6 protein-coding genes are annotated in these 13,160 nt (G+C 60.9%); all 6 read left to right on the plus strand.

The genetic code is table 11. The features are described 5' to 3' along the window. The first annotated feature begins 28 nt into the window (after positions 1 to 28). Positions 29 to 760 (plus strand): hypothetical protein, encoded by a 732-nt coding sequence (locus AC07N6_RS05790; protein WP_494779367.1) that lies wholly within the window; start codon positions 29 to 31, stop codon positions 758 to 760. Continuing rightward, entirely contained in the window at positions 757 to 1,101 is a 345-nt protein-coding gene (locus tag AC07N6_RS05795) for a hypothetical protein (RefSeq protein WP_494779368.1), read from the plus strand. Before AC07N6_RS05790 ends, AC07N6_RS05795 begins: the two co-directional genes overlap by 4 nt. Positions 1,102 to 1,104: 3 nt before the next feature. Then, complete coding sequence (locus tag AC07N6_RS05800) at positions 1,105 to 3,672, plus strand: hypothetical protein (RefSeq protein WP_494779369.1); 2,568 nt, start codon at positions 1,105 to 1,107, stop codon at positions 3,670 to 3,672. Positions 3,673 to 3,676: 4 nt separating this feature from the next. Next, the gene (locus AC07N6_RS05805) at positions 3,677 to 8,638 is read left to right on the plus strand and encodes a contractile injection system tape measure protein (RefSeq protein WP_494779370.1); all 4,962 of its coding nucleotides are present in this window, start codon (positions 3,677 to 3,679) and stop codon (positions 8,636 to 8,638) included. A gap of 83 nt (positions 8,639 to 8,721) precedes the next feature. After that, complete coding sequence (locus AC07N6_RS05810) at positions 8,722 to 10,068, plus strand: ATP-binding protein (protein ID WP_494779371.1); 1,347 nt, start codon at positions 8,722 to 8,724, stop codon at positions 10,066 to 10,068. Between the two features lie 271 nt (positions 10,069 to 10,339). After that, positions 10,340 to 13,114 (plus strand): hypothetical protein, encoded by a 2,775-nt coding sequence (locus AC07N6_RS05815; RefSeq protein WP_494779372.1) that lies wholly within the window; start codon positions 10,340 to 10,342, stop codon positions 13,112 to 13,114. Positions 13,115 to 13,160: the final 46 nt, after the last annotated feature.

Here is a 13,160-nt window from a genome sequence, read left to right on the forward strand (position 1 = left end):
GCTAAGAAGCAAGTTCAAGGATGGCGAAATGCCATCGGCATCGGCTTTTTCGGAATTGATCGATTCCATGCTCAATATTGTCGATGAAGGCTTCGACAAGACGGCGGCGGACGGCTTGAAGGTGTCCCAGCTGAACCAGGGCAAGCTGTTGAGTTTTTACCAGAATATCGATATCAAGAGCCCGATCTGGTCGATCCAGCTCGATGGACCGGAGGGCGGCCTGACTTTCGGCAATGCCGCCAACGCCAACGTACTGACCTTGCGCCAGCTCAAAGTCGAGCGCGACGGCGAGATGGGCGACGGCGATTTCGAATTGGAGATGGCCGGGCGCATCGTCGCCGACGGCCGGCGTGGTCGCGCCGGCCGCCTGAGCGTGCCGGCCGATGGCCGCTGGCACAATATCACCGATACGCTCAAGGGCTGCAATGCCTTTGAAATCACCGCCGGCGTGGGCAAGCCTAACAGCGGCAAATATGCCCTGATGCATGCCTTCGCGATCATGACGTTCAACGGCAAGAGCGAAATCGACTACCGGCAGGCGCATTTCGGCAGCAAATGCAATCGCCTGCAACTGCAATGGGTGCCCGACCCCGATGGCGCGCGCCATGCCTATATCCTGCAAATGCGGGTGGGATGCCCGTACGACAACAGCCGCAACGCCAAGGAAAAGACCTGGGTGTCGTACTACCTGACCAATCTGTGGTTCGATCCATTGATGGAAGACTGCGCCCGCGATCCGGAGCCGAAGGTGAAAGCATGAGCAGGATCGCGGCGCCGGCGGCGCCTGAAACGATGCAAATTGTCCTGACGGCGGAGCAGGGCAATCTGGTGATCGCCGCGCTGGCGGAGTGCCCGTTCAAGCTGGTCTATGAATTGATCGGCAAGCTCAATCGCCAGGCCAACGATGCCGGCGGCCGGGCCGCTGCAGGCAAGTACGCCTGTCTGCTGACGGCGGACGAACTGAAGCTGGTCCTCAATGCGCTGGGCAAGCTGCCGTACCAGCAGGTGCATGCGCTGGTGCATGCCCTGCAATTGCAATTGCAGGTGGGGCAGGAGCGTGTTGCCGGGGCGCTTAAAAAGCGTTCGAAGGGAACTCGCTGAGCGATGAAGACGCCCGACTACATCGATAAGCTGGGACCGGATCCGGACGGTCTCGATTTCGATGCCTTGAGAAAGGCGGGCATTGCCATGCTGCAGGAGTTATGCGGCGAACGCTGGACCGATTACAATCTGCACGACCCCGGCGTCACCATCCTGGAACAGTTCTGCTACGGGCTGACCGATCTCGCATACCGCTCCGAGTTCGCGCCGGAAGATTATCTCGCCGGGCCGTTCGGAAAAATCGATTTCACGCGCCACGGCCTGCATCAGGCCGACAGCATCTTGCCCAGCCAGGTGCTGACCGCGGACGACTACCGCAAGATCATTTACGACCGCATTCCGGAAATAGAAGATGTATGGCTGGCTTCGGCCGATGGCGACGGCAACGATGCCGGGCCGGCCGGCGCCGGACTGTACCGGATATCGCTCAAGATCAGGGAAAGCCTGCAAACCGAGCTCGGATCGGACGAACAGGCCCGCCTGGAGGCGAGCGTGAAGCAGCGCGTCATCGACGTATTCAATGCGCACCGCAACCTCGGCGAGGATTTCGGCGAGATCGTCATCATCGGCACCCAGCCGGTGTTTCTGTGCGGCGATATCCAGATTCACAGCCTGCGCGATCCTGCGGCGATCTTTGCGGATATTTTCTTCCGCTGCGCGCAACAAGTCGTTTCCGGATTCCGTACCGAACGCTACCTCGACGCCCGCGATGGCGGCGCTTCTCTGGAAACCCTGTTTTCCGGACCGAAGACGGTGCACGGCCGCATCCTCAGTACCGGATCCGATACGCCCGGCGCACCGACTCCCATTGCCAGGCTGATTTCGCTGGTGCAGTCGGTCGACGGCGTCACGCACGTCCAGCGACTGGCGCTGTGCGATGAGAGCGGCCGGTTGGTCGCGGGCGAAAGCGCCGACGGCAAGGTCTTGCGCTTGCGGTTTCCGGATAAAGAGCAGAGCACTTTCCTGCGCCTGCATTTCGCCAGCGGCGGAATCGGCCACTATGACATGCCATCGGCCGCGAAGAGTACGCAATTACAGGCGGAAAAAGCGCAGATCGTGCTGGACGACGCGCGCATTGCATTGCGCAAGGCGCGTTTTGAATTCGATACCGTGCGCAATACCGTGCAACCGCTGGAACAGATCGTTCCGGCGCCGCAAGGCGTACATCGGCCCCTGCACGAGTATTACTCGATCCAGCATCAATTTCCCGCCATCTATGGCATCAACCGCTACGGCGTGCCGTCGTCGGCGCCGCTGGCGAACAAGGTCAGCGCCCATCAGTTGAAAGCCTATCTGTTCATGGCCGAGCAATTGATGGCCAATTACCTGGAGAACCTGCAGGCGATTCCCCAGGTGTTTTCCATCGACGATCTCGGACAGACGTATTTTTCCCAGGTCATCGACAACCAGGCCTTGCCGGATATAGAAAAGCTGTACGTCGATGCGCCGCCGCAGATCGGCGCCATGCTGGCGCGCATCGTGGCCCGCATGGACAAGCCGGAAGACCGCCGCAGCCGCCTCATCGATCTGCTGCTGGCCATGTACGGCGAAGAGTTTTCGCAAAAATCCCTGCGCCGCTTCAACTACTACGAAGAACGTCATACGGCGCGCTGGCTGGTCGACAACAAGCTGGCGTTCCTGAAAAATATCGCCGTCCTGAGCCGCGACCGCGCCACTGCTTTCGATTACACCAGAGGCGCGACCCGCGCGGACGGCAGCCCCAATCGTCCCGGCCTTCATGCCAAGATCGCGATTCTGCTGGGCTTGCCGCCGACGCCGGAGAACGATCAATTGAGCGGGCAGTTGTTGCACTACAAACTGCGCCTGAGCGCTGCCGGGCTGTCGCCGGCGGAATATGAGCGCGCCGCCGCCCATCTGGCCTTGCTGGCGCGCAGCGAAGGCGACGGACGCCGCGCCGCGCCGCCGTCGCATGGGGAAATCCTGCCCGTATCCTTGCTGACACAGGGCGTGCGCCTGGAGAACTATATCCTTGAACAGAACGGCGATACGGTTCACGTGCATTTTCAGACGCACGACAGTCGCCTGGGTATCGTCAAGCTGGGCAGTTATGACGACATGGCCGACGCCGATCTCCAGATGCAGCAATTGCGAGGTTTCATCCGCCATCTCAACATGGCGTCGGAAGGGCTGTTCCTGGTGGAGCACCTGCTGCTGCGTCCGCGCGCGCATGAGGCCAATGCTGCCAGTGACGCCAATGACGCCAATGACGCAGGCAAGCCGGCAGATGATGTCGCACCAGATTTTTATGCCAGCCGCATCAGCGTGATCTTCCCCGGCTGGTCCGCGCGTTTCAGCGATCCGGATTTCCGCAGCCTGGCGCAAGAAACGGTGTGCCGCAATTTGCCGGCGCATTTGTATCCGGAATTCTATTGGCTCGATTTCGTTTCGATGCGCGATTTCGAGCAACGCCATCGGATCTGGCTGGACAGCTTGCGCAAAGTCGCCGGCGATGCCCGACTTGGGCCGGAACGCCTGAATACGGCCTCGGCCAGCCTGACGAAATTCCTCCAGCGCCATCGCGGCGCCGGCGACTTGACGTACTGGGTGTAACGGGATGAGCGCCAGACACCGCATTGACGAGCTGCTGTTCGATATCGCGTTTGCCTCGCCGACGCTGGAGATGACGCAGGCCGACGCATTGCGCGCCCTGGTGGTGGAGAAGTTGCTGCCGGTGATGGATCAGGTGTTTGATGAGTATGCCGACAGCGATGCCGTCTGGCAGATCGACGCGCTGGAGATCGATGTCGGCAACGTGAACGAAGCCGATTTTCCGGCGGCGTTGGCGGAAAATCTCAGGATGGCGCTGGAAAAAGTCTTGCAGGGAGATGCCGCGAAACCGCCTGCGGCGCGCCGTATCCCGCGCAGCCGGGCGGATGTGGAAATGCTGCTGGCTTTTCTTGCCGACGGCACGTTGCCATGGCAACTGGAGAACGCTGCTTCCGATGGCGCCGCTTCGGCCGGCGACGCCGCAGCGATCCATCAAAGCTTGCTGCAACGGGTATTGCAGCATAGCGCCGACGTATTGTTGCCGGCCTTGCGCGCATCGTCCCGGCGCAGCGTGCAAGTGGCGCGGTTGGCGCGCCAGTTTCCTGCGGCGCAATTGCAGGCTTTGTTGCAGCATCTGGCGCCTGCCGGCGCCGATGTTCTGGTACGGCGCGTCGCCGCGTTGCAGGCGTTGCTGCAAGAGGCGGGGCTGGAACGCTCCGTGTGGAGCGAGGCCATGTACGCTGTGTGGGAAGAGATTTTCGCCGTGTGCCTGGAACCGCAGGGGGCAACGCCGTCGGCGGCTGCCATCCTGCAGGCGGCGCTGGCCAAGATGGCGGCGCAACGACAACATGCCGTTTTGCAGGTGGCGCGCGAATTGATTCAGCGCATCGAGGCGCGCCGTGGCGGCTTCCCTCAAAATGAGATGGATCGTGCGCTGGCTGTCGTGGCCGATGGCGCTGGCATGGCACGGACGACGGCCGCTTCGGCCGTGTCGGCCAACCTGCCGTCGGACGACGGATTGCCGGCGATGTGGCGCACGCTGGCGGCGCAATGGCCTGACCTCGGCTTATTGAGACATCTGATCGGTCAATCGTCCCCGGACATGTTGCAGGCGTCTTTGCAGCACTTCAACCCGCGCCATGCCGACGCCGCGATCAAACAGCTCGATACTCTGGAACGCCTGCTGGGCCGAACCGGCCTTGCCCGCCAGGCAGTGGCGCAGGCGCTGTCCACGGCCTGGGAGCACGTTTTTGGCGTCAGTCTGACGTCGTCGCCGCAGCCGCCTCGCCTGGCGCAGCTTCTGGAATATGTGGTCGCGACCCTGGTCTTTGCACTGCCGGAACCGGAGCGGCAAACGCGTTCGGCCATCTTGTCGCAACTGCATCAGGCCGCCGTATCGGACGGCCGGATGCAGGAGTTGGCCGCTGCGCTGTCGGCATTGCAGGATATGGGTAACGTCCGAACCGATGCCGCGGCACATGTGAACGGCAGCGCCGGCAATGCCGGCGCCGCATTGATGACGGCAAAATCGGCGAACGTCGCGATTCCTCCGGAGGAACGAGCCGGAATGGCGTACCAGCCGCCGTCTACCGCGGTCACGCTCAGGAACCAGGTGATCGCCGCGCTGATGGGCGGCAATGCGGGCGATATTTATGACGACTGGGGTACGTTTCGTGATAGCCGGCCGGAGATGTTGCGTTCCGCGATGTTGCACTACAGCGGCTACAGCGAAATCCGGGAAAAAATCGCTTCGACTTTTCCGCTTTCCTTGCTGGCCGATATGCTGGCCTTGCTGGCGCCGCAGGCTGCGGAATTGACGGCGCATGTCTGGGCCGATCCTCAACTGCGCGCATGGCTGGATGACGAAGGCCAGGACGGCGCGGCGCGCTGGAACGACTGGCGGCGAAACTGGTGGCGCGGTGCGATTGCGTATCTGCTGCAGGCGGCGCGTGCGCAGGAGCAAACTGCAACGGCTGCATTTGATGCCACGGCGGCGCCATCGGCGTTCGACATGTCGGCATATCTTGCCGCAGGCATGGAACGTGCCGCGCCTGCCGATAAGCATCTGGCAGATTATCTGGCGCAACTGCGACTGCCGGAGAGCGCGGCTGGCATGCCGGCGCAACATGGGCAAAGACATGAACAAGTAAAAGACGGGGAGGACAACGCCAGGCACCCCGGGCATCATCCGCATGATGCTGTCGGCAAGCCTTTCTTGAATGAGCGGCGCAAGGCCGGCGAGGCGCAGCCGTTGCAAGCGTGGACGTTAAGCGTAGCGCAACTGAAACAACTGCTGCATGAGGCGGTGAGCGAGCCGTCCTTCTTCCGGGCCATTGTCGACCATGCGAGCGTTGCGCGCGATCCGCATACCTATTACGTTCAGGTTTTGCATGCGCTGGCGCAGAACCGGATCGTCGATCTTGAAGCGTTTGCCGCAATCGAAGGGGATGCATCGCCGTCGCCGGAGACCCCGCTGGCGCCGATCGGATCGGCCGTATTAGCCGGATCGGATGGGGCCAAGGCCGTTTCCATACCGCATGAACCGGAACATATCGACGAGCGGGACAAGGCGAAATTGATCGGCCGTCTTGCCAAAGCCTTGATGAAGGGGGACCCGGCCCCGCTCTATGCCGACTGGGATGTTCTGCTGCGCAAACATGCGCCGCTGCTGCGCGAGGCATTGCAGCATTACGGTATCCGCGACGATATCCTTGAACGCATCGCCTTGTCTTTTCCGGAAAGCATACTCTACGACATGATCGCGCTGCTGGCGCCGGCAGCGGCGCCGATATGGGCGCTGTTGCGCGATCCGGAGGCCTGGGCTGCGGCGGAGGGTGCGGGAGGAGGGCAGAATTCCGCAGTCGATATGATCGCCACGGATAAAGCGCTCGCAAATAATGCCGCCGTGTCCAACGCAGAACAAACCGGGACCGGAGAAACACCGGGCGCGGCCATGCCGGCCGAGTTCTCCGCCTGGAAGCGCAAATTGTGGCAAGCCGGCTTGCGCCATGTATTGATCCGGGCGCAGGAAGAGAACGATCCGGAGAATCCAGAGAATCCGGCAGCCGGGGAAAATACTTTGCCGGCATTGCTGAAGGATGCAGAAAAAGATGCGATGGCCGAGCCGCCTTATGAGCGTCAGGCAGAAACCTTTTTTGCCATGCTCGCACGCGATGCGGCGCTAAACCAACAGGCTTGGCAACGCCGTTATCTGGCCAACTGGCAGCAGCTGTCGGCTAAGGCACAGGCATCGGCATCGGCCATCATCGCAGCTGTTCCAGGAAATGAAGAAAATGCGGTACACGCAACTGTCATCGGCATAGCTGTAGAGCCGGGCTATCCATCCGCGACAACGGAAAAAACGGCGACTATCTCCGACAATCTTGACGATTTGCGAGAGATTCTGCTGCATCACCGCCGGCTGACGATATCCGGCGAGTCTTCCCTATTGATGTCGCGAGAGAGCATTCCCGACGAGATCGGTATCGATCTTCGGCAACGCTTTGCGCGCCTGAAAAATGTCTCCCTTGGCATAGGCATGCCGATGGCGGCGGCCGACCTGGCGCGCGTGGTGGAAGCGTTCATTGCCGTTCATGGCGAAGCCGCAATTGAGCAGCAACAGACATTCATGCAGGCGATTGCTGCGCAGGCCCCGCAAGCTGCCGGGCACAGCCGCGAACGCTATTTCCGTTCGGTATTGCATGCGCTGCTGCATGAACAGGAACTGGATCTGGATCTGGAGGCGATGGCGGAGCGGAGCGTCGATGGAGAAATCCTTTCGGAAGATGAAGACGGCGCCGGGCCGCATGCTGCGGCATCCACGGAAGCGGCAGCAGCGTCCGGTGTCGCCGAACCACGGAGCGTAGTCGAAACCGTCGTCGATAAAAGCCAGGCATACATTGATTTTTTGCTTTCTCCAGGGTTCGGCTCCGGTACAGGCGCCGCCCCGGACGGTCTGGTCAACTGGCTGTCGCAGGTTCTCGAAACGGGAGCGCCGATGTTTGTACCGGTTCTGGCGAAGTTGTCCGGCAATCCGGCCGCGGTCGAGCGTTTTCTGGCGTTGCTGCCGACCGCTTCGCTTCCTTCATGGTCATCGTGGTCGCGTTTGTTCGCCCTGACGCCGCATTCGCCGACGCAACTGCAACGCATGCGACGCTACGCCGGGGATGTTGCCGACATGTTTGCCGAATTCAACCGGCAATTGACGGCCACGCATCTGGCGCGCCTGGAGTGGGCTTTTCTGTTGCCATACCTGTTTGCGGTCGAGCGCGTGTTTGAGCCTTCGCGCTTTGCCGGCGAATTGCTCGACTTCCTGGCGCATCGGACCGGTACGCCGGTTTCATCCGCATTGACCGCCCGTCTACGCAGTCAGATGGGCATCGCCGTCGATGCGCCGCCGACAGGCGCCGGCCGTGGAGCTGCGACTCATGTCGCCGAGGTTGCCGTCAGCACCGGTGCAGGCAAGCCTGGCGAGGCTGCGCATGTGCCGGCGCCTGCCGCCGGAGAAACCGCTTCAGCTACCCATGCGGAAACGTTTGTGCCCAATGCCGGCGTGGTGCTTTGCTGGCCGTTCCTGTCGCGGGTATGGGAGACGCTGGGATTGACGCAGGCCGATGCCTTCGTCGATGAGGCGGCGGCCCAACGGGCGGCGCTGTTGCTGCAATTCATCGCATACGAGCAAACAGCCGCGCCGGAGTATCAGTTGACGCTCAATAAATTGCTCTGCGGTGTGCATTCGAAAACGCCGATGATATGCGAAATCGAGATCACGGCAGCGGAGAGCGAACTGATCGAGCAAATGCTGTCGGCCATGATTGCGCACTGGAAGATGCTGGGCAATACCTCGATTCGCGGCTTGCGCGAGACCTTTCTGCAACGGCCCGGTTATTTGTCGCTGAAGGAGGATGGCTGGCACTTGCGGGTGCGCAGTGGACCTTTTGACATGTTGATGGAAAAACTTCCCTGGAGCATTTCCACGATCCGCTATCCGTGGATGGAAAAGCTGCTGTGGGTGCAATGGATGTCGTGAATGAAATGGCCGGCAATGGCGGCGTTGAAACGAAGCGGGAACGACGCTGAATGCGCCGGGGCGAGATAAAAAAAGGGAACGGGATGGATGCGTTGACGGCGAATGCAAAGAGTCTGGAGCGAGAAATCGCCTGGTTCAGCGAAGTGCTGGCCACGCGCTTCCACGGCTATTTCATGCACGAAGGCGGCCCTCACGAAATCGAACGGCACCAGCCGCCGGATGTGAGCGATGATCCGTCGATGTTTGCGGGAGCGGTGCGCGAATACGGCATGAATTTCGACGAACGCATGGTCCTGATCCTCACGCTGCTGCCGCATATCCGTCCGCAGGCGCTGGATTTGCTGTTTACCGCCAACAAGAATACCGAGCGCAGCTATACCGAATTCGGCGGCTGGAAGGGAAAGAACCACGCCGGGCTGTTGCCGACTTGCGAAACCGCCGCGTTCATCCTGGCCGGAGACGATCTGGCGCGGCGTTTTGAAGTACTCAAGCTGTTTGACGCCGATCATTTCTTTACCCGCCAGTCCATCCTGAAACTGGAGCAACGTCCCGATGGCGAGCCGTTCCTGAGCGCTTCGCTCAACGTCGAGAACGACTTCCTGGATCGCTGCACGTCCGGGCTCCAGCACAAGCCCGACTATAGCGCCGGCTTTCCGGCCAGGCGCATCACTACGCAACTGGATTGGTCCGACCTGGTGCTGGCGCCCGAAGTGCTGGAAGAAATCGAACACATCAAGATCTGGCTCAAAGGCGGCGCCGCCGTGATGCGGCGCTGGCATCTGGACAAGAGCGTCAAGCCCGGTTATCGCAGCCTGTTTTACGGACCGCCGGGCACCGGCAAGACCTTGACGGCGACCTTGCTGGGCAAGGCGGCGGATGTCGATGTCTATCGCATCGACTTGTCCAAGATCGTCTCCAAGTACATCGGCGAGACTGAAAAGAACATGGCGAATGTGTTCGACCAGGCGCAGAACAAGAACTGGATACTGTTCTTCGACGAAGCCGATGCCCTGTTCGGAAAACGGACGGACGGCAGCAGTTCCAACGACCGCCATGCCAACCAGGAAATCGCCTACCTGCTGCAACGGATAGAGGATTTTCCGGGTGTGGTGATCCTGGCCAGCAATCTCAAGAGCAATATCGACGATGCATTTGCGCGCCGCTTCCAGAGCGCCATTTACTTTCCGATCCCGGACGGTTTGCAGCGCCTGCGTTTATGGCAAAACATTTTTCCGCAGCGGCGCCATCTGGCTGATGACGTCAACCTGGAGAATCTGGCCGAAGAGAACACCCTGTCCGGCGGCGCGTTGCTCAACGTGGTGCGTTATGCCGCCATGCGCGCGGAGCGGCAAGGGCGCGACAAGGTGAGCAAGGATGATCTGCTGCGCGGCGTCAAGAAAGAATTTATCAAGGAAGGGCGGACGATCTGACATGAGGACTTCTTCGATAGCTTGGGACGCCATGACGGCGGCCATTGCGCGCTTGATCGTCGTTGCCGGCTGCACGCTGCTGCCGGCTGCGGCCGGCAACGCCGCTCCGGCTGCGGATGATGCCGCCGTTGCGCCAGGCATGCCAAGTGCGCCTGATGCCCCGGTTGCCCCGGTTACGCCGGTTACGCCGGTTACGGCCACAACCCCCGCCAAGGCCCAAACGAAAGCATCCGCAAGCGTCAAGCAGGAAACGACGCGCCCTCCGTCATGGATGGACAGCAAGCAGATGACGCCGGAGGCGGCCCGGCTGATCGTCAGCAAAGTGGCCTTGCAGCCCGTCGGGCGAGACGGGGCGGCGGTGCAGTTGTTGTCGCAGGATGTCCTGAAAAAATTTACGCCCGCATTGCGCAAGCAGATACAGCAGGCCTTGCTGGAAATCTATGCCGAAGATCCCGCCTACATGCTGGCGTATCGTGAAAGCACGATGCCGCTCTCGGACAATATCGTCGGCCCGATCACCTTGTCATGGCTGAATCGCTTCTGGTTCGAATTCAAGATGGAACCGTCCGGCAACCTGACCAATGCCTCGGTGGCCGCGCTGTTGCACTTTGCCGCCACGGTCAAGGCGCATCCGGAATGGAAAACCGACCTGATCAGCAGCGACCTGGGGCATTGGATCGACGGCTTCGATACCGAGGACCGGGCGCGTTATTACCAGATTCGCCTGGCCGGCACCGACGAGCAAATCGTCGCCATGCTGCGGCTCTATCACTACGAAACCGACAATACCCGGCAACCGGCGCCGGATCCGGACCGGGCCTTGCTGACCATTTACAGTTACAGCCTGACCGAGGGCGACTTCAAACTGCTGGCCTCGAAGTCGCAGGTGATCGCAAAATTGTCGGCGTTGCAGGACGTGGTTTATCTGAACGAACCCTTGTTCGACGCCGCCGTGCTCGATGCGCTCAAGGATCTCGGCGCGCAGGCGGAGTCCTATCTGCCTGCCGCCAGGCTGGCCGCGCATGAGCAAAGTTACCGTCTGACCCTGGGCTCGCTGCAATTGCTCAGGGACGGCAAGCTCGTGCCGGATGCGATCATCAACGAACTGGAGACATTGTCCGGCACTTATCCCAACGAGGCGTTTTTCACCGAGGCGATCCTCGACGCGACGGCAAAAGTCAATGAACCCATCGACCAGTACATGCCGGAGATCGTCAAGGCGGCCGAGACCAGCACCACGTATATCCTGACGGCGCGCGCGCTGGCCGAGCTGAGCGCCAACCGCAAGAACGAGCCGGTGCCGCAAGTGATCCTGGACATGCTCAAGGGATTGCAGGGCCTCGACTATCCGCAGCAATGGCTGTTCGACAAAGCCGTGATGGCGCGCTTGCGCAACGGCGTGGGCGCTTGTCCGAGCGGCACACCGGGCAATGCAAGCTATCGCCGCAAGGTGTCGGCGGAGCAGATGAAGCAGCTTGAGACGGCGATCAGGGATCCCAATCTGTTCGAGCAACTCGACAAGCTGTGGCAAGACAAGGCATGCAGCCCGGCCGAGGCGCTGGCCATGCCGCAGCAGATCGAAGCCTTGTACATCAAGTATCGCGCCTCGATCCGGGAGACCGCGCGCAAGAAACCGGCCTATGATCCCAAAAAACGCGTGCTGTGGGACGGCGACGGTTGCGGTTGCGTGCTCGACGAACTGGACGGGGAAGTTTACGGTTTTTATCCATTCTGGTTGGCCGGCGCCCGGCAAAAGGTGGATTTCAGCACCTTGTCGCGCATTGCCTACTATGGCCCGACCTTCGATGACGGCGGCGAGCTCCGGCAAGCCAACGACGGGCGCGATTTTGTCGCCGCGACAGAGAACGGCGACCTCACGCAGAACGATTTCGTCAACATCGCGCAACGTCACCAGACTGCCGTCGACTGGGTGATTCAGCGCAATGACTGGCGCTCCTGGAGCAAGATGGACAAGGACCGCAAAGAACTGGTATTCCAGCGCCTGACGAACAGCATCGTCAAGCTGATGTCAATCAAGCTCAATAGCTGGAGCGCAACCGTATCGAGCCACTTGCCGTTCGGCGACCGTTTTGTGCCGACCAATGGCGCGGGCGTCACCTTGTTCTTTGACGGCTATCCAGACGACGAAGTCTCGGTCGGCGTGTTCAACAGGTTCGTCGACACATTGCGCACCCGGTTGCGCCAGGCCCGGGCCGGCGACATCATCAACGTGATGATGCGGCACTCGGCGCTGGGCAAAGGCGTCTACGACTATTCCAATCTCTATGGATTGATCACCACCGCCGCGGCCAATCGCAGTGTCGATTTTCTCAAAGCGGTGGAGCGCGATCAGGACCGGCGGCCGCATTTCCTGGTGTTGCTGGAAGAGGAGACCAGCGACTCGAAAAAGCAACTGCGCCTGCGCATGGAGAATTCCCTGCATGGCGAGCAGCGCGCGCTGGTGCTGCGTCAGGTGGTGCCGGTGATTACCTTCGACCATGACAATTGGCAGCAACTGCAAGACGACATCATCTATTTCAAGGACAACTTCGGCGGCATCGGTTTCTGGCCGATGTCGATGACGTTGCCGCCCGCCGCAGGCGACAAAGCCGCGCCGATTGACGAAGTCCTGTCGACCACGGCCGGCGTGCAACAGTGCGACCTCACCCGCGACATCAGCCAGTGCATTGCCGATTTTTACCAGTACGTGCCCGGTGCGCAGGCCTCCCCGGTATGCAAGACCGTATGCGAAAACCTCTACGCTTTCCGCATGGCGACCAAGCTGGCGTTCATGCTGCTGGTCGCCTGCGCGGCGCTGTATTACTGGTCGTGCCTGTGGCGCGAAACCATGGCGCGCTACCGCCACGCCCCGGCGCTGATCGTCGCGGCAGTGTGGATCTTGCTGGCCATGGCCTTGCTGTTCTGCGACCCGTTCCTGCGCTGGCTGGCGCGGGGATACATGATTCCGATTTTTTTGGTGCTGTTTATTATCGGCTTGATTTCCTGGTACCAGTATCTGTTGAAGGCGCGGGATGAGCAGCCTTGAGATGTGACTGAGCGGTTGAGCGTATTCGCAATAAGGACGAAAAACC

Source organism: Herbaspirillum sp. GW821-FHT09A12 (assembly GCF_059418325.1).

Coding starts and splice junctions, on each gene's coding strand:
- AC07N6_RS05800 (WP_494779369.1), top strand. CDS start 1,105: ATGAAGACGCCCGACTACATCGATAAGCTGGGACCGGATCCGGACGGT.
- AC07N6_RS05805 (WP_494779370.1), top strand. CDS start 3,677: ATGAGCGCCAGACACCGCATTGACGAGCTGCTGTTCGATATCGCGTTT.
- AC07N6_RS05790 (WP_494779367.1), top strand. CDS start 29: ATGCCATCGGCATCGGCTTTTTCGGAATTGATCGATTCCATGCTCAAT.
- AC07N6_RS05795 (WP_494779368.1), top strand. CDS start 757: ATGAGCAGGATCGCGGCGCCGGCGGCGCCTGAAACGATGCAAATTGTC.
- AC07N6_RS05815 (WP_494779372.1), top strand. CDS start 10,340: ATGGACAGCAAGCAGATGACGCCGGAGGCGGCCCGGCTGATCGTCAGC.
- AC07N6_RS05810 (WP_494779371.1), top strand. CDS start 8,722: ATGGATGCGTTGACGGCGAATGCAAAGAGTCTGGAGCGAGAAATCGCC.